General features: G+C 36.7%; 21 protein-coding genes, 1 riboswitch and 1 other annotated feature. Of the genes, 12 read left to right on the forward strand and 9 right to left on the reverse strand.

Features of this window, described 5'->3' with window-relative positions:
* Window positions 1-19 precede the first annotated feature (19 nt).
* Window positions 20-196, reverse strand: a riboswitch (Lysine riboswitch).
* Between the two features lie 129 nt (window positions 197-325).
* Complete coding sequence (locus DKL58_RS00790; RefSeq protein ID WP_109585740.1) at window positions 326-958, reverse strand: DNA-3-methyladenine glycosylase; 633 nt, start codon at window positions 956-958, stop codon at window positions 326-328.
* A 44-nt stretch (window positions 959-1,002) separates the two neighbouring features.
* Here DKL58_RS00790 and DKL58_RS00795 point away from each other — a divergent pair, with 44 nt between their 5' ends.
* Window positions 1,003-1,362, forward strand: coding sequence for a DUF488 domain-containing protein (locus DKL58_RS00795; protein ID WP_109585741.1), 360 nt, complete (start codon window positions 1,003-1,005; stop codon window positions 1,360-1,362).
* On the opposite strand, the gene DKL58_RS00800 is transcribed toward DKL58_RS00795, so the two are convergent.
* The 3 genes from DKL58_RS00800 to asnA all read right to left on the reverse strand — a co-directional run bounded on the left by DKL58_RS00800 (window position 1,357) and on the right by asnA (window position 4,110).
* On the reverse strand, window positions 1,357-2,136 hold the full coding sequence (locus DKL58_RS00800) for a TerC family protein (protein WP_109585742.1): 780 nt from the start codon (window positions 2,134-2,136) through the stop codon (window positions 1,357-1,359). The two genes, DKL58_RS00795 and DKL58_RS00800, sit on opposite strands and share 6 nt — an antisense overlap.
* A gap of 130 nt (window positions 2,137-2,266) precedes the next feature.
* A complete protein-coding gene (locus DKL58_RS00805; protein WP_109585743.1) occupies window positions 2,267-2,971 on the reverse strand; it encodes an NAD-dependent protein deacylase in 705 nt (234 codons plus the stop codon).
* Between the two features lie 125 nt (window positions 2,972-3,096).
* Window positions 3,097-4,110 carry an aspartate--ammonia ligase gene (asnA, locus tag DKL58_RS00810; protein WP_109585744.1) on the reverse strand — a complete coding sequence of 338 codons (1,014 nt, stop codon included), beginning with the start codon at window positions 4,108-4,110 and terminating at the stop codon, window positions 3,097-3,099.
* Window positions 4,111-4,170: 60 nt separating this feature from the next.
* Window positions 4,171-4,412: a binding site (T-box leader), on the reverse strand.
* Between the two features lie 122 nt (window positions 4,413-4,534).
* On the opposite strand from asnA, the gene DKL58_RS00815 reads away from it, so the two are divergent.
* Window positions 4,535-5,011: a hypothetical protein gene (locus DKL58_RS00815; protein WP_045927409.1), complete on the forward strand. Its 477-nt coding sequence runs from the start codon at window positions 4,535-4,537 to the stop codon at window positions 5,009-5,011.
* A gap of 31 nt (window positions 5,012-5,042) precedes the next feature.
* Here DKL58_RS00815 and DKL58_RS00820 read toward each other — a convergent pair whose 3' ends face one another.
* Window positions 5,043-5,345, reverse strand: a complete 303-nt coding sequence (locus DKL58_RS00820; protein WP_034980833.1) for a nucleoside triphosphate pyrophosphohydrolase — start codon at window positions 5,343-5,345, stop codon at window positions 5,043-5,045.
* Between the two features lie 134 nt (window positions 5,346-5,479).
* Between DKL58_RS00820 and DKL58_RS00825 the strand changes: the two genes are divergently transcribed.
* Entirely contained in the window at window positions 5,480-6,121 is a 642-nt protein-coding gene (locus DKL58_RS00825; protein ID WP_034980832.1) for a nitroreductase family protein, read from the forward strand.
* Between the two features lie 51 nt (window positions 6,122-6,172).
* Here the strand turns inward: DKL58_RS00825 and cls are convergent, their stop codons facing one another.
* Both cls and DKL58_RS00835 read right to left on the reverse strand, forming a co-directional pair.
* A complete protein-coding gene (gene cls / locus DKL58_RS00830) occupies window positions 6,173-7,636 on the reverse strand; it encodes a cardiolipin synthase (protein WP_420812273.1) in 1,464 nt (487 codons plus the stop codon).
* A 17-nt stretch (window positions 7,637-7,653) separates the two neighbouring features.
* Complete coding sequence (locus DKL58_RS00835) at window positions 7,654-8,586, reverse strand: alpha/beta hydrolase (RefSeq protein ID WP_109585746.1); 933 nt, start codon at window positions 8,584-8,586, stop codon at window positions 7,654-7,656.
* A gap of 69 nt (window positions 8,587-8,655) precedes the next feature.
* Between DKL58_RS00835 and DKL58_RS00840 the strand changes: the two genes are divergently transcribed.
* Window positions 8,656-9,456, forward strand: a complete 801-nt coding sequence (locus tag DKL58_RS00840; protein ID WP_109585747.1) for a ribonuclease H family protein — start codon at window positions 8,656-8,658, stop codon at window positions 9,454-9,456.
* Window positions 9,457-9,461: 5 nt separating this feature from the next.
* Here the strand turns inward: DKL58_RS00840 and DKL58_RS00845 are convergent, their stop codons facing one another.
* On the reverse strand, window positions 9,462-10,430 hold the full coding sequence (locus DKL58_RS00845; RefSeq protein ID WP_109585748.1) for a DUF1002 domain-containing protein: 969 nt from the start codon (window positions 10,428-10,430) through the stop codon (window positions 9,462-9,464).
* A 138-nt stretch (window positions 10,431-10,568) separates the two neighbouring features.
* On the opposite strand from DKL58_RS00845, the gene DKL58_RS00850 reads away from it, so the two are divergent.
* The 7 genes from DKL58_RS00850 (at window position 10,569) to DKL58_RS00875 (ending at window position 15,391) form a co-directional block, all read left to right on the forward strand.
* Window positions 10,569-11,414, forward strand: coding sequence for a glycosyltransferase family A protein (locus DKL58_RS00850; RefSeq protein ID WP_109585749.1), 846 nt, complete (start codon window positions 10,569-10,571; stop codon window positions 11,412-11,414).
* Window positions 11,411-12,067 (forward strand): alpha/beta fold hydrolase, encoded by a 657-nt coding sequence (locus DKL58_RS00855; RefSeq protein WP_109585750.1) that lies wholly within the window; start codon window positions 11,411-11,413, stop codon window positions 12,065-12,067. The genes DKL58_RS00850 and DKL58_RS00855 overlap by 4 nt, the downstream gene beginning before the upstream one ends.
* Before the next feature lie 157 nt (window positions 12,068-12,224).
* On the forward strand, window positions 12,225-13,205 hold the full coding sequence (locus DKL58_RS00860; protein WP_045927416.1) for a ribose-phosphate diphosphokinase: 981 nt from the start codon (window positions 12,225-12,227) through the stop codon (window positions 13,203-13,205).
* 140 nt (window positions 13,206-13,345) lie between these two features.
* Entirely contained in the window at window positions 13,346-14,029 is a 684-nt protein-coding gene (locus DKL58_RS00865) for a TetR/AcrR family transcriptional regulator (protein WP_109585751.1), read from the forward strand.
* Complete coding sequence (locus DKL58_RS09585) at window positions 14,019-14,168, forward strand: hypothetical protein (protein WP_239386390.1); 150 nt, start codon at window positions 14,019-14,021, stop codon at window positions 14,166-14,168. The genes DKL58_RS00865 and DKL58_RS09585 overlap by 11 nt, the downstream gene beginning before the upstream one ends.
* Before the next feature lie 22 nt (window positions 14,169-14,190).
* Entirely contained in the window at window positions 14,191-14,871 is a 681-nt protein-coding gene (locus DKL58_RS00870) for a hypothetical protein (protein ID WP_239386392.1), read from the forward strand.
* Window positions 14,872-14,917: 46 nt separating this feature from the next.
* Window positions 14,918-15,391, forward strand: coding sequence for a nucleoside 2-deoxyribosyltransferase (locus tag DKL58_RS00875; protein ID WP_045927419.1), 474 nt, complete (start codon window positions 14,918-14,920; stop codon window positions 15,389-15,391).
* Window positions 15,392-15,457: 66 nt separating this feature from the next.
* Here the strand turns inward: DKL58_RS00875 and DKL58_RS00880 are convergent, their stop codons facing one another.
* Window positions 15,458-16,456, reverse strand: a complete 999-nt coding sequence (locus DKL58_RS00880; protein WP_109585753.1) for a CAP domain-containing protein — start codon at window positions 16,454-16,456, stop codon at window positions 15,458-15,460.
* A gap of 133 nt (window positions 16,457-16,589) precedes the next feature.
* Here DKL58_RS00880 and DKL58_RS00885 point away from each other — a divergent pair, with 133 nt between their 5' ends.
* Window positions 16,590-17,627 (forward strand): helveticin J family class III bacteriocin, encoded by a 1,038-nt coding sequence (locus DKL58_RS00885; protein WP_109585754.1) that lies wholly within the window; start codon window positions 16,590-16,592, stop codon window positions 17,625-17,627.
* The last annotated feature ends 96 nt before the right edge of the window (window positions 17,628-17,723 follow it).

Below are 17,723 nucleotides of genomic sequence, written 5' to 3' on the forward strand. Positions count from 1 at the left end.
TATAATCTATTTTTTAAACAAATCATATAGCGCTCCCCGGGGACTAACCGGGACAGTCTGCAAAATATTCTCTTGCAGCCCAACAAGAAGATTGAAACGAACAACATTCTTGTTTCGGCGGTAATTCTTACGCTAATCTTCAAAGTGTTCGCTCACTCAGATTAGTTTCGTAACGACCGCGACCTCTATTGCATTGGAAATTATTTAACTTAGAAAAATAATAGGCTATTAAGAGTAACTTGTCAATAATTTTATTTAAAAAATATTTTATAATTATCTCATTTATTATCTTTTACTATTTTAAAAGGGCACGGTGATCCTGCTCTCACTGCCAGCCATTATCCTTTTGATAAGCACTTTTTTTCATTCTGGAAACATAGGGATTACCTGCTGTATAATAACGTAATTTTTTATTGGCCCATTCTAATTCGGATTGACTCACGCCAATTCTGGCACTGGTTTTAATTTCCTTAGCCCACTTTTTATGATTATCATCTAAATCAATTTTAAATGGAGAGTCAGATAAGAGGTGTAAATTCCACTTTTTACTGTGAATACCAAAAGCCTGCATCATTTTCGCAGGACCATTAGTTAAAAGCACCCCATTTTTGCCGGCACGATTTTTAATCATCTGCTCTATGCCCCAGACTGGTTCGATGGCTCTAATTAAAACTCCTTGCGGCTCATTATATTCTTGTGTTGCGACATCGAAAAAGAAATACTGTCTTTGGGCGTAAATGTAGATAGTTCCACCTTTACGATAAAGGCCCTCATTAGCCGGGCTGCGATGACCGCCATAAGAATGTGCTGCCCGGTCTTTAACGCCTAAGTAAGCTTCAGCCTCTACAATATAGCCACCCATTATATTCTGGCCATCATTATATGTTAATGGTCTGCCAATCAAATCTTTAGTAATGGCAGCAGTTGATTTATTAGAGAAATAAGTTGAATAATTCATTTTTTCTTCCGTGTAGTAAACTTAAACTAAAAGGAGATATTACAATGACAAAGATAAAATTAGTACGCATTTACGAACATGAGCAGCCTGCTGGCTACCGCATTTTAGTTGATCGTCTGTGGCCACGAGGCAAAAGCAAAAAAGATGCTAATTTGGATGAGTGGGTCAAAGAAATTGGTCCCAGCACCGAATTGCGTAAGTGGTTCAATCACGATGATACTAAATATCCTGAGTTTAGGCAAAAGTACGTTGCTGAATTAGAACACAATCCTGTGACTGCCAATTTTGTCGCTCAGGTTAAAGCTGAGCTTGCAAAACAAGATGTCCTTTTTCTTTATGGTGCAAAGAATAAAGAGCACAACCAGGCAGTTGTGCTCAAAGAATACGTTGAACAAAGATTATAGTTTCCGTCTTTTCTTTTTTGCTCGTATAAAATGAAAAGCAATAGTTAAGAGAAGAATACCGAACACAATAAAGGCAAAAGTTGTATTAGGCAGTTCGTAATGTAGCGGTGGTAAAGACAATAAAAGTTTAAGAGCAATGATAGCAATTAAAACGTAAGCCATCGGTTGCAGTTCAGGAATAATGTCCATCAATTTGATTATGATTTCGGCAACACCGCGCATACATAAGATACCAATCATGCCACCAATTAATACTACTACCGGATTATTGGAAACCGCTAGGGCAGCTAAAACTGAATCAATTGAAAATACGATATCCATTGCTTCAATTGAAATAACGGTCCGCCAGAAAAGCGACAAAAAATGTTTGCCCTTTTTGGAAGCATGGTTGGGACTTTTTTCAGTTGTAATTTTTGTGTTGACTGCTCTTTTTTGGGGATGCTTTTGCTCGTAAAAAAACTTGAACGATAAATAGAAAAGATAGAGACTTCCTGCTAATTTAATTTCCCAAAAATTGATCAGATAAGTACCAATGCCAATCACAATGAAGCGAAAAATGTATGCGCCCCAAAGACCATAGAATAATGACTTTTCCTGTTGTTTCTTGTCAGGCAAAATCTTGGTTTGAGCTGCCAAAACAACTGCATTATCAACAGAAAGCAAGCATTCCATTAGAATCAGGGTTAAGATGACGAGCCAATCTTTGCCACTGGTCAGTACGTGAATCCAATTACTTCCACTGAAAAAGGGAGCATACATTTTAAAAATTGCCATTTAATTAAAAGCTCTTTTCTAGTCCAGATTTATTTTTGATTACTGTGTCGTATTTTAGCACAAGTGATTTATAGCATCCGGGTAAAAAAGTAATTCTGCTGGTTTAAAGGGCTTTCTTTTTAAAAACTAGTTAAAGCTGTTTAAAAACATTTAGTGCATCCGCAATAATAGAGGAAATGCCTTCTGCCGGGATGGCAGTTTTATTAATTGCCCAAACTTTCGCTCCAGCTTGCCTGTAAGATAAAAGCTGAGCAAAAGGATATACCACAAAACTGGTGCCTGAAATAATTACGAGGTCAGAATTTTGCATTGCATTGACAGATTTGGCTAAACTGTCTCCGTTAATGGCTTCACCATATAAAACAATTCCTGGTCTGATAATGCCACCACAATTTTCATGACGGTAAGATTTAGCATATTCAGCGTATGAAACTGGTTTATGGCACTTAGTGCAGTAAATATTATAAAGACAGCCATGAAATTCGGTCACGTGTTTATTGCCGGCTTTGGTATCCAAGCCATCAACATTTTGTGTAATTAGATCGCCTTTTTCGTTGCAAATCTCGGCAATTTTCTGGTGTATTTCATTTGGCTTGGCTTCAGGGAAATACATATTATCCATCACAAATTTGTAGAAGAATTCTGGTCGCTGATAAAGTGTTTCCTCACTTAAAATCGTTTCCGGACTTTCAGAGACGCCATCATAAATACCGTTTTTAGAGCGATAATCAGGAATACCAGAATGAGTTGAAACTCCGGCACCAGTCAGAAAAGTAATGTGGCGTGCCTGATCAATATCATTTTTTAACTCAGCTATTTCATTTGCATCAATCATAATTTTGCCTTTCTTAAAACTAATTCTGCTACTGCTAGTTTACTACAAGATTTTGTCTAACATATAGGGTTATTGCAATAAAAAACCATGCAGTTTCTTTTTAACTGTATGGTTTTCTTCATTTATTATAGAATTTGAATGTCATGTTCTTTGCATTTAGTAATCATATCGTGAGGCCAGACACTGGCTTGAACTTCACCGATATGAGCTTTGCCAAGCAAAAGCATACATAAGCGAGATTGACCAATTCCACCACCAATGGTATAAGGTAATTCTCCATCAAGCAACATGCGGTGAAATTCCAGTTTTTCACGATCAAGGCAATCAGCCTTCTTCAGTTGTTCGTGCAGGCTTTCAGGACTAACGCGAATCCCCATCGAAGAAATTTCGATTTTTTGCTTTAACGGTTCATACCAGAAAATCAGGTCACCGTTTAATTCCCAGTCATCATAATCGGGTGCACGACCATCGTGTGGCTTGCCGCTTCTCTTCAGTTTATCGCCGACTTTCATTATAAAGACAGCCTTTTCTTCAGCAGTTATTTTGTTTTCTCTTTCTTCAGGGCTGATGTCCGGCCAGCGATCTTCTAATTCTTGTGTAGTAATAAAGTAAAGTTTTTCTGGCAAACGATAAGTAGAAGCAGGATAGCGGAAAGCACAGCCAGCTTCAATTTCTTTAATTGCAGCAAAAATCTTGGTAATGGTACTTTTAAGAGTTTCTATCGTTCTCTCCTCTTTGGCAATGATTTTTTCCCAATCCCATTGGTCAACATAAATTGAATGAAAGTTATCTAAATCTTCATCGCGGCGAATGGCGTTCATGTTAGTAAAAAGTCCTTCATGCATGCTAAAGCCATATTTCTTCAGTGCCATTCTTTTCCATTTGGCAAGTGAATGCACTATTTCGAGTGTGTCATCTGTTGGTAAATCCTTGGCATCAAAAGCAACTGGACGCTCAACGCCATTTAAGTTATCATTAAGCCCAGTATGCTTTTCGACGAACAGGGGGGCAGACATTCGTTGCAAATGTAATTTTTTAGCTAAAACCTTTTGAAATTCTTCACGAATATAAACAATTGCTGCTTCGGTATCGCGAATTGTGAGAGTTGGATGATAATCTTCGGGTAAAATTAAAGTCATTGTTTTGACCTCCTGTAAATTTAAGGAAAAGAAAAAGCCCTTTATCCCGTTTTTAATAAAAACAAGGACGAAAGGCTTTTTCCGCGGTACCACCTTAATTGCCCAAATATAGGGCCAACTCATGAAGCACTATCATGCTTCACCAGCGTGGTAACGTACTGGAGACGACACAACCTACTTTTACAAAAATTTCAGCGTGCTGCTAAAAGTGTTTTTCAATAACCCAGGGTCTACCGGCTTTCCACTATCACCGATTCACTTAAAGAGGTAAGTTATCTACTCGTCTTTTTCATTGCATTTAATTTGATAATAATTTAATCATGATTTTAATAAAAATGCAAGTAAAATATCATTAATGTTGAATAAAATATCTAAAGACTGTCAATCTGTTATAATAGATGAAAATACAATTGAGGAGAGTTATATGGTAGTTTTTTATCTGATTTTGGATGCCTTGCTTCTAGGCTACACTTGTTATAGTTGGTACTGGCAGGCAAATATTGACTTAAAGGGACATTATCGCTCGTCTTCAGTTATTTGGGCCGTAATTTTTATTTGGATCGGTTTTGCCTGGCAATTAATTGAAAAGGGCGATCCGGGTCTCAGTATTTTTCTGGCAATCTTCTTGCTGATTGGTATTATTGACGGCTTTACGGGTTTTGCACCTAAAAGAGCTGTTGTTTCTGGTTATTTTCGGCGGACCGTCTCATATTCAGAGATTGCGATGGTCACTTTAATTAAAGTGCCTAATCCTAAGAAAAAGCAGGTAATTTGTATTTTAACAACCCAGAAAAACAGACAATATTACCTTCGTTTTTCATACGGCGTAGCACAAATTGTCGAAGCACTTAAAAATCATATTCACCATGATATTCGGATTGAAATTCAAGATATTTTTTAAGCCACACATTAACGTGGCTTTTTTATTGAACTTATTTTTCTTCCCAGTTCATTTCTAGATATTTGGTAAAGCCACCCTTAAGGGCGCGCTTTTCTTTTACTTGTTTTAAAAAAGTCGCTTGATCAACATTTTTAAATTTGAGGTATGCCAAAATGACTTCATAAACATCACCTAATTCCTCAATTAAATTAGTTTCAGTTTTAGCAGCCAGAACTTCATTAGTTTCTTCAATTAATTTTTTCTTTAAAGCTGGCTCAATTTCTGCGTGACTAAGTTCACGATAAGTAGCATAGTGCGCAAATTCCGGTATTTTGTCTCTAACTAATTTTTTCATTTTTATGACCTTCCTTACTTATAATATTTAAATTTTATTATACTGCTAATTTTTCAAAAAATTATGTGAAGAAGATAACAAAATGTAGTAAAATTAGAAAGTAGAGATATATTTATATTAGAAAGTGTGAAAATATGCGTAATAACGATTTTAATGACGTTGTACAAAACCGTCATTCTGTACGTCACTTTGATAAAAGTGTTAAAATTCCGCGTTCAGAATTTAAAGAAATGTTTGAAGAAACAGTAACTGCTCCTTCCGGTTGCAATTTGCAAGGTTGGCACTTTGAAGTAGCAGACACCCCGGAAACTATTGCTAAAGTTAAGAAATACATGCTGAGATTTAACGATCCCCAGATGGACAGCTGTGCCGCAGTTGTGCAAGTCTTTGCCGATGTTTATGCTTATAAAAAGTATCGTGAAAATTGGACTAAAGAATATGAGACAGGCAACATCACTAAGGAAAAATTAGACGAAGTCTTAAGAACCTTTTTGCCATCTTATGAAAATGGCACATATTATTCTTGTGCAATTGATTCCATTAGGTCTTGCTCACTTGCTGCTATGCAGTTTATGCTTGTTGCTCGCAACCATGGTTACGACACTAACCCAATTGCTGGCTATGATGAATCTAAAATTGCCAGAACCTTTAACTTGGAGCCAAAACGCTACTTACCAGTAATGGCAATAGTAATTGGCAAGAGCAATGAAACTGAAGAAACTATGGCTAAAACAACTCGCTACCCAGCTGAAACTGTTTATCACTTTGCGGAATAAATAATAAGAGCGCATTTTAAAAGCCTTCCGTCTTGGAAGGCTTTTTGTTATTTATAAAATTGGCGAAAGCATCCGTGAAAAACTTTGCAAAATCTTAAGCCAGCGACCCTGTTTGGCAATATCCTCAGGAGTCAATAATGAAGAAACTTTCATATCGTCTTCAAATGATTTGGCAACTTCACGAGTGAAATTTTTATCATAAAAAACTGCAACATCTTCAAAATTAAGATCATATGAGCGGTAATCCTGATTCATTGACCCCACTGTAGAAAAAGTATCGTCTACTACAATTGTTTTGGCATGAATAAAACCTTTGTTGTAAATATAAATTTTAATGCCATAACGGGATAATTCATTGGCATACCATTGGGTAGCGCGGTAAATAAATGGGTGGTCTGGTTTACACGGTATCATAATCCGTAAATCTACTCCTGACTGGGCAATTGTTTGCAAAGTGGCAAACATTGCATCATCAGGAATTAAATATGGTGTCTGAATCCAGAGACGTTTTTTTGCTAAAGACATCAGCCGCATAATACCATTACGCATATTAGCATTATAGCGGTCAGGTCCGTCTGAAACTATTTGTGTTGCTACATCACCAGGATGAATCTCGTTTTCATCCAAGTTGGGGAAAAGGATAGTATTGAAAGCAATAACCTGATTTTCTTTTTGAATAGAGGCATTCCAATCCATCACAAACCGCTCTTGCAATAATAAAGAAGCAGATCCGACAATCCTCACTTGGCTGTCACGCCAATAACCAAATTTTTTCTTGCGACTCAGATACTGGTCACCGATATTAAAGCCGCCAGTCCAAGATGTTTTGCCATCAACTACCACAATTTTGCGGTGCAAATGGTAGTTAATCCGGTACCGCGTAATCATGTTGCGTGAGGTAATAAAGGGCAGGACTACGCCACCAGCTTTTCTTAATTGATCAAACCAGGCTTTAGTTGCACCCATTGAACCCCAGGCATCATAGAGCAAACGAACAGATACGCCTTCTTGCGCCTTTTTAATCAGTAAATTTAGAAAATCGTTGCCGATTTCATCATTATAAAAGGTATAAAATTCAACATTTACTGATTGTTTAGCGTTTTTAATGTCAGCCATCATGTCATGAAACATTATTTTGCCGTCGGTATAGAGCTTAACATGATTGTTTTTACTCAATGGTGATTCGCCATCATGATCAAAAAAATGTACCACCATTTTGGCTTTATTTGATGTATCAGATGTACTAATTTTCTTAGGTGCAGCAGTAATAGATTTTTGCACATTCCGCAACCCAATATGATGTTGCTTGTTAATGGCAAAAATATTTTCCTGTGAAATTCCCCGACCAAAAAAGCCGTAAATGATCATCCCTAAAACTGGGAAAACCAGCAGAATAATCAGCCAGGCCCAAGTAGTTGAGACAGAACGTCTTCTATGAAAGACGATATAAAAGGCTAGAATAGTATTAGTAATAATGATGATACGTCCTATGTCGCGGAGCAGAATCACACGTATTTCCTCCAAAAATCAAATTACTTCTTAATGCCAATAAACTTATCAATAATGTCGATTACAAATGGATTATCGTGCATCCAGCTGTGTTCAGCGTATTTTTTACCGCGAATTTCAACTTCATGATAAGATTTAGCATAAGGAGCCAGAATATAGCGGATGCTTTTAGCAGAAGTGACGGAAATAAATTTGTCACTATTAGTGTTATCCAAAACATTACCATAAATATTTAATACTGAAATATTAGGATTAAACCGTTTGCGTCTGAGCAACAGATACAGATAGTGCAGATTAACTACAGCTGGACGACCTTTTTGGTTAAAGGCATTTACATTTGGGATATCTCCTAAATAAACAACACCGTCAAAAGGACCTGCGATAAACGCACATTTGACTAAATGAGGGAAATTTTTCTTCCGATATTCACGCATTTCAGTCCGTACTATGCAGGGACATGCCAATGAATGTGCAATTGCTGAATAATGCGAAAAGTGGTACCTTTGAGCTAAAAAGGGCAGTGTAAAACGCAGGTAGTAGTCAATTGCATACACACCAACGAGTCTCTGGCGAAAAACAACTTGCACTATTGGATTGGGATCACCAGTCCAAGTCCCTTCTAACTTAAAGTTTCCCAGTAAATCAACAGTAACTTTGAGATATTTGGGATTGCCTTTATCGGCAAGTGCCTGCTTGACCATTACCTTTGTAGTGTAGTCACCGCCGCGAAAGCCATGAAAATAAATTATAGGTACCTGGTCAAAGTTGCCTTTTTTTGGTTCAATAGTGGCGTCATCTTCGATTCCCTTTTTGTGCAAACGCAAGAAAATACGTGTAGGTGCAAAAGTTGCCAAGGCAGCCAAGAAAACCATGCTTAGTCTGCTTGGTTCCTTTGCAAGGTCGCGCTTGTGGTTTTTCTCCACTTCTTCCTTGTATTTTTTAGTATTGAAGAACATAATACCACCTTAAAAATAGAACTACTTATATTTTAGCATTGACTGGGAATTTTAGTGATGGGGGGACATATGAAATTTTATGCAGTAAAAAAAGGCCACAAGCCAGGCGTTTATCGCACCTGGGATGAGGCCCGGAAACAAGTTGAAGGCTATTCTGGTGCTGAATACAAATCCTTTACCAAAATAACTGACGCCACTGAATATTTAGATTGGGATCGCAAAACAGTTCATCAAGTTTTTCAAAAAGACGAGGATTCATTACAAAAAGCCATTGCCAAGATTCAAAAAGAAAGTCGCAAAATCAAGCAAAATCCTGCCATTGACAATACACAAAAAGTGACAAAAGCAACTGATCAATTACTTCCAGCAGATTCCGGCAATTATTTTGCCACTATTTATACTGACGGCGGTACCCGCAACACCGGTAATTTTAAGGGTGGTCATGTGCGAGAAACTGATAAAGCTGCATGGGCTTATCTAATAGAATGGCAAGATCAGGGTGATAAAAAATCTACTTATGATTCAAACGGTGAATTTGGGGCTACTAATAATAAGATGGAACTAACAGCTTTAACAGAAGCGCTCAAAAAATTGCTCGAGTTGGGCTTTAATGAAAGACCATTATTATTTGTGCTAGATTCACAATACGTTTTAAATCCAATTACTAAAGGCTGGCTTAAAAATTGGAAAAAACGAGGCTGGACCAAAAGTACAAAAGGTGCAATTGCCAACCTTGAGTGTTGGCAGGAGCTGGAGCAGCTTTTAAATAAATTTCCTCAAGCTAAATTCGAATGGACTAAAGGACACGCCAATAATCGCGGTAATGAATTTGTTGATCATACATTAAACAAATTTATGGACCAAATGTAATTAAATTAATTAAAATTAACAATAATCAGGCCACTAAAAAGATTGCTGAAAAATGAAGTAATATTATGCCAAATTTGTTCAAACCAGTTACGATTTTCTGGAGTGTTTATTTTATCGAAGATTCCTTTGGCATTCTTCTTGATGTTTTTGGACAAAGCATCAGCCTGATCCTTAAATTTGTGATTTTTTAAAGCACCGGAATCACGGACTTCAATTAAGACATTAATAATTTGCTGTTTTTGATTATTATTAATGACGTCACCAAGATGATTAATATTGATCTGATTGTTTACAATATCATGAATTTGACTGTCTGACACATTGTTGCCGATTTTACCCATTTCCTGTTTAGCGCCGGCGACTGCATTATTTAATTGTGCATCGCTATAACCGCTTTTATCCTGATTTTCCTTAGTAATTTTACTTAAGGTATTCATTTCGTCTTGTGCCGCATTCACTTGGTTTTGATTTAGATTTTCTCCAGTTTTGTTGCAGGCAGCATAAACACCTGCTAAAGCACCGGAGCCATCAATTGGCACGGCACTGGTAACATAAATATTGGCATCAGAGATACCGGCAGTTAAAGCTGCATTTTTGTATTGGTCAGCTGTAATTGTTGTGATATTGTTGCGGCCTTGATAGTCAAGAATATGGACGTTAATACCACTACCTTGTGCTTCTTTTTCAATCATGGCACTGGACCAGACACCAGAGTGGGTGGTAAAGTTTGCACCTGAAGGATTAAGGTATTTGACTAAATCTTCACCAGTAATGGTAATTGTTTGGTAACTACTGCCATTTAGCGGTTCGCTGAGTGTTTTCAGTGTACCGCTTCTTTGGGAAGCAGTCAAAGAAGTCCCAAGGCAAACAACTGGCAATTCATCTGCTTTAACAGTTTGTGTGACAGCGCCGCACATAAGCAAACTAAAAAATAACAGTGTAATAATAGTTGAAATTGTTTTTGCTTTTTTCATAAAAAAATTAACTCCTTTTGACTGTTCCTAATTATACTAAATGCTAAAAACAAAAGGTTAAATTATAGTTATGTACTACTTACTTTACGATATTTTTAATATTTAAGATGGTATAATAACAAGTTAAAGGAGGAAGCTATGATTCAGCAACCTGAATTAACTGTCATTATGCCAATTTACAATGTTGAAAAATATTTAGATCGGGCACTTGAACATTTAGCTAAGCAAGATGATCCGAATTTTAAGTTGTTAATTGTCAATGATGGTTCAACGGATAATACGCGAAAAATAGCAGAAAGCTATCGTGAAAGATTCCGTTACTTTAAGATAATAAACAAGCACAATGGTGGCTTGTCTGATGCACGTAATGTCGGTATTGCCAATGTCGATACGCCATATTTTACATTTCATGATGGTGATGACTGGGTAGATTCCGATTATACAGCATTTTTTGTAAATGCTTTTCACAACCATCCGGATGCGGCAATGGTTTCCTGTGGCTTTTGGCTTGACTACGAAACGAAACCAGGCTCAATCCCTGTTACCAAAAAAATTGTCCAGGGTATGAAGGGCAAGGCTAGAACTTACCAGTTAATCAGCAACCCATTAGGCTCTTTGTGTGATAATCATTGCCTGTCTACTCCAGTCAAAGGCTATACCTGGAACAAGGGCTATAAATTATCTGTCGTGCGGAGGAATCATCTTCACTTCATGGAAAATTTGGCATTCATGGAAGATCAGATATTTAATGTGCAATATTTGGCTTTAACAGAAGGCTTTTATTGTGATAGTAAACCTATATACCATTATTGGCAGCGTAAGGACAGCATGGTTCATCACTTTAACGCCAAAATGATTCCTGATAATTTTAAGGCTAACTATATTATTGCTAAGATCATTGTCCGCAGCTTGTGGCATGAACATAAGAAAGAAAAAAGTTCTAATCAAAATTTGGTAGAGGCTAGCGAAAGAGACCAAAGATGAGAGAAAAAGTTAATGGTAACGAACTTTATTACAGTAAGTTAGGCAAGGGTGCCCCGCTGCTTTTATTACATGGACACCATTTAGATGGTGGCATGTTTGACCAAATTGTTGCCCCGCTTTCTCTTTACTATACGGTTTATGTTCTGGATATGAGAGGTCATGGCCTCAGTCAGGGAGAGCCTGCTGAGCACTATCAAACTGAAGTTGAAGATCTGGCTGCTTTTATTAAGCAAGTGAATATCCGGGGTTGCTATTGTTTTGGCTTTGATGCAGGCGGTTTGGTAGCAATGATGCTTGCAAGTCAGGATCAAAATATCTTTAAAAAGCTCATGGTAGCTGGTGTCTTTGTGAACGGCAATGGTATCAAATCATATCATTATTTGACTGAAGGCTTTCTGCGTTTCTTGCGCATGAACCGTGATAGTAAGGTGGAATTGTCGGAAAGTTTCATGTCTGTTGACAGTTTGAAGGCAATTAAGATACCGACTTATTGCGTCGTGGGAGAAAAAGACTGGGTTAAAGTGGAACATGTTCGCTGGTACAGTCAAATTATTCCTCAAGGACAGCTTCTGATTATGCCTAGACAAAAGCATGAAAGTTATGCAGTTAAGAGTTTTAAATTGCTAAACTTAATGGAAGACTTTTTTAAATAGTTTATTTAATTCAAGAAGACTTTTACTTCAAACTTAATATTTAACAGCCGATAATACTTTCGGCTTTTTGTTTGAATTATTACTTTTCTAGGCACTGAGGACTTTTTTGGTTATAATAGACTTGCAAAGATTGTAATTTTTAAAAAACGAGGTAGTCATGAACAAGGAAGAACTTCTTCAAATATTGCACCCGATGAAGCTGATTGGGTTAGGCGGAAATCCCGCATTAAATGAGAAAATTGCGCAAATTTTGAAAAAGCCGTTAATTGAAACTGCTGTGCAACATTTTAGTGACGGTGAAATTCAAGTTAATATTGGCGAAAGTGTCAGAGGATGTGACGTTTTCGTTATTCAGTCAATTCAGGATCCCGTAAATGAAAACTTTATGGAATTGGAAATTGTTTTAGACGCATTGCATCGTGCTTCAGCACACAGAATCAATGTAGTAGTGCCATACCTGGCTTATTCACGTTCAGATACCAAAACTCGTTCGCGGGAACCAATAACTGCTAAGCTTATAGCTAATTTATTACAAATTACTGGTCTGGATCACTTAATTGCTCTTGATTTGCATGCTTCGCAAATTCAAGGCTTTTATAATGTGCCGGTTGATCATTTGCATGCTATGCCGCTTTTAGCACAATACTTTATTGATAACGGTATTGCTACTAAAGAAGAAGACGATATTGTGGTTGTTTCTCCAGATCATTCTGGGGCTAAACTTGCTCGTAATTTTGGTCAGTGCTTTGATGCTCCAATTGCGATTGTTGATCAGCGCCGTGCACGTTATGACGCAGATGTACATGACATGATTGGTGATGTTAAAGACAAAAAATGTATTATTGTAGATGATTTAATTGATACGGGGTCACGTATTTCTTCTTCAACTAAGTCAGTTCTAGCGGCAGGCGCCAAGAAAGTTTATGTTGCTTCAACACACGCATTATTATCACAAAATGCAACTGAAGTTCTGAATGAGTTGCCAATTGAACAGATAGTGGTAACTGATACAATTAAACACAGCCATTATCCAGATAGAATGGTCCGTATTTCAGTAGATTTGCTTTTAGCGCGGGGAATTAATTATGTATATAATGACCGCTCAATGCATTTGTTAAGTGAAAGTAAATTAAAGTAATTACATATTAAATGGCTTACTTTTAGTATATGTTTCTTTAGTAAAAACTATCAGCCAATAATATACCAGTGCCTTTTTGTTTATTTATTCTATATCATTGGTATAATGGAGGCAAAATGTATAGGAGCTGAGAAAACATTATGGCACGACGTAAAAATTATAAAAGAAGACGTACAATTTTAAGTAATACTTTTCACTTAATTAGAGAAAATGGTATGGACAGTGTTTCATTTCAAATGATTGCAGAAAAGTCTGGCATTTCCAAGTCATTGTTGCAGTCATACTATCCACATAAATCAAACTTGATTGCTGATGTAGTTCGGAACATTCTCAATACACTAGACAAGCAAGTGCAGAAGTTTAGTGTTAATAAAGAAGACGAAGTATGTGCTCGCACCAAAGCTTTTATTTATGCAATTGAAATGCTGGGAATTTATGATGAAGGTCTTAAACGTATTATTACTGAGGTGTTTAAGAGTAACGAATCGCTGGACTTTTGGAGTAAAACTATCAACGACTGGTTAAAAGAAAAGCAGTTGTTTAATCATTTTGACTTTGAGCCAAAAGAAGTGCGGATGGGGATTGCCTTTGCCGTAACTGGTGTGAGCCGTCTTTATTATGATAATAAAGAATATGAAGTTTCTCCTGAAGAAATAGCTGATTATGGTACCAAAGCATTTATGTACTGTTTTTTACATTCTTCAAAACCAACTATTGAAAAGGCGCTTAAAGAAGGTCATGAGATTATTGAATCTACTGATATTAAGACCATTCATCATGCAATAGATACGATGTTTGATGAAGACAAGGAGATTGTCTGTTAGAAAGGAAAAATATGGCAAATGGCGCGCGAGATGGTTTGCACAGAATAAGTCAGGAACAGAACAACCAATACAAACAGGTTCTGTCCTTTATCATCTTTCTGATTGTATCGCTAACCATGATTACCGTGACTTTCCTTAATCCCTTTTTTATGAAGGGACAAATGAGAAACAGTAGTAATGAAGCTGTAGTAGTCAGGCAAATAAACAAGCATTTTGATGCATTAGCAGAAACAATTGGAGCTAATAAAAATGGGAACGCTAATCTGCTAACTACTAAGCAAACTCAACCAATTGCTGACCATATTATTGACTATACTTTGGGAACCCCCTGGTTCAAGTTTAGTAATATGAAATTGGCCAAGCAAATTTTACATGACATTGATTTAAACATTGATCAAGGTGCATCCAGTGATGCCCAGTTAGTACAAGAAAAATTAAAGGAGCAGGAAAACAATGCTCCATTTGATGTAATCGATACTTTTAATCTGAACACAATCACTCTTGGAGGCAATATTGCTTTTATCTTATTAATTGTTAATGTAATTATCCTGATAATGGCTGTTATTAGTTTACGTTCATTAATAAGTGATATGAAATTATTTTTCAATTCAAAAATGCTGACTCACGAAGTTACCGCATGTGGTATGTGGGCAGGTTTTTGGTTAATATTAATTGCAGGCATATTGGCTATTATTCCAGTAATTTTTAATGTTGAAGGTTTAGCTGTATTAGGTTTTGTGTTAGAAATAAGCAGCAGTATCTTTTTGGACTTTGTTATTGTAGGAGTTGTTCTTTATATTTTAAGTGCAATTCCGTGGGAAATTAGCTCTCCAAACAATTAGGCTCTCTGTTTTAAAATAATTAATCGTTTTTTTAAAGGAAACATATATGAAAATTTATTTTGCAAATGCTCTGTTTTCACAAGCAGAAATTAATTACAATGCGCAATTGGCGGCTAAAATTCGTCAAATAGATGATGCAATTGATCTATATTTGCCCCAGGAAAATGCATCAATTAATGATAAACAAGCTTATGCTGATTCTAAAATGATTGCTCAAGCCGATACTGAAAAACTGCTTAATAGCGATTTAATGATTGCCGTTCTTGACGGCCTCAGCATTGATAATGGGGTAGCTAGTGAAATAGGTGTAGCTTATGCAAAAGAAATCCCGATAATTGGTTTATATACAGATACTCGCCAGCAGGGTGCTACTAACCAAAAGAAGTTACAAGCTTTAACCCAGATTGCCGAAAACCAATTTCATTATGTCAACTTGTATACTACTGGTCTAATTAAACTTAATGGCACCATTGTTAATAATGAAAAAGATTTATTAGCTGCCGTAGCCAACTATATTTAAAATTAACTCAGTTCACATAATAAAACATACGAAACCTCGAAGGAAAATAATTCTTCGAGGTTTTTATTATTCTATTGACTTGTTTTGAAGTTGAAACAGCTTAAAGGTGTAACTAGTTAAACCCGTGATTTTTACTTCATACTCGTGACCGAGAACTAGTGGAATTGAGCCTGGATAGTAGGTAATAATAGTTTCAAAATTGCCATAGCCTGTATGACTGTAATTACGTACATTTTCTGCTTGATAAGTTCTGCCAGTATCTTTATCAGTAATGGTAATTTTTGGTGTGTCTGCATAAATTTTATTAGAGAAATAAATTGACCAGGCAATATTTTTACCTTGTAAAAGCTCAATGGGAAAGACGCCCCTATTGGGATAAATTACGGTTTCTCGACTGGGAGTACGAAAGACATCAGCGGGGTTAAAAACTTTTTGCACAGAATAGCGATACCCGTTTTTGCCATAAGCTGCACCTGCGCCTGTTGTAGTTAACCGCGTTGATAACAGCCATGCACGGTGACCGGTGTCAGCACCGGTCAAGTTGTACCGATCAGTAATTAAGTCAGTGATAACTTCACCTGCAGTCTGGTCACTGGTATTAAAATTAAGATTGGCCTTGCTGGAAATGTTGCGGGCTAATTGCCAAGTAGTTTTATTAATTATTTTCGGTCTTTTTTCATAAGGTAAATTATGTTGATTGATCATCGGGTTAGCATCGAGAGCGGCTAAAACGGCAGCAGTTTTTTGCGCAGCAATATTATCTTGAAAATTTTCTTTAACGGGAGCCAAATTGAATAATTTTCTATAATAGTTTGTATATGCCAATTGACTGTTAAGATAGTCCGGCACAAGTGTGCCCGCCTTAAATTTAGTTTTAAACTGCGGCTTGTTTAAATAAAGGTTATTATGGTTATAAGTAGTGTTATCAAGTTGTGCATATTCCTGCTGCAAACGACTCACTTCCTTGATTTCACTTGGAGTAAGTTCTGCAGCGAAAACTTGCGTATTGCTAAAAGGAAAAATGAAAAGCAAACAGAAGAGGGCAGTGTAAAATTTTTTAATCATTCAAGATGCTCTCCTTTCTTTAGCCTAAATTATAAGGCAAAATAAAACCGAGTAGAATTTTATTTTTAAAATAATAATTATATTTAATAAATTGATTGAGTTTTTGGAAAAATTTAGTGAGGAAATGACGATCTTGGCTAATAATGAAAAGATGCAGGCAGCACAAAACGTCAAAATTGCTCTGTTAAGCAAGTTGGACGATTGGGATGGGGTAACTGGACCAGTAGATAAGGACTTGCGCCAAGTAGTAGTCCAGAAAACCAGCATTATTGACGGTAATACTTATGTTTTGCAACACGTAGCAGGAGACAACTTTGTTTATCGCGGCAAAAATGGCAACAATGTTTCTTTTAATAAGCAAATTCCAGTTTTGCATTTAACCGGCACCGCTGCAGGTCATACTCAGACGCTGGAGTATGCTGGAAGACCAGGGCAGTGGTTCGTTGGCACAAAGCCAAACGACTTAAACCCCATCTGGTCGACTTGGTCTAAACAAATTGCGTGCATAAAAATTCCGCATTATTTTAAGATTACGGCTAATACCAAATTGCAACCAAGATTATCAAATTTAAATTATGCAGGAGCTGATTTAGGCATAGGCTGTGCAGGCAATCAATTTTCCCGCGTAGAAGCTGCAGTTTCACCAGATTTGCGTTATTTTCTGCTTGCATACGGTGATAACGACTATACCGGTTATTTTGCACTCTATTATTTAGCAGAAATTAATAAGGCGCTTGATGAAGCTGCAACTGCAAGCAAATACGTTGATATCAGAACAATAAAAAGTATAGCCGCTTTTAAAATACCACAATTTTATGGACGAGCTGGGTTAGTTGGTTCGCTGCAAGGCTTTGCTATTGACAACAACCGCACAATCTATGTTTCCAGTCAATTTGCGGACGACAGGCTCGGTCAAAATAGAAAAATTGTTAAAATTCCTTGGGGAGAAGCTGATCCTGCATTTTGGGAGTTGGTAAATTTAGCCAATGAAAGTAAACTGGAAATTCCGGGCTATTATACTGAGCTTGAGGGCATTCAACTGGCTACCGTTAATGATCTTTACTTAACCGTAGCCTATCATCAGTCTTTTGATCCCACCGCTTTGGGCAAATATCCAACCAAAATCAATCAACTTTATGAAATAACTTGGGATTCGAATAGCAATTTTTAATATAGTGTAAATTTTTGCTTTATGATTTTGCTTTATACAAGACTTTTTGCTTATAATAAAAAATATTCCTAAAAAATTGTCTAATTTACAGCTCTT

It is taken from the genome of Lactobacillus kullabergensis (genome assembly GCF_003151025.1).
Classification (GTDB): Bacteria; Bacillota; Bacilli; order Lactobacillales; family Lactobacillaceae; genus Lactobacillus; species Lactobacillus kullabergensis.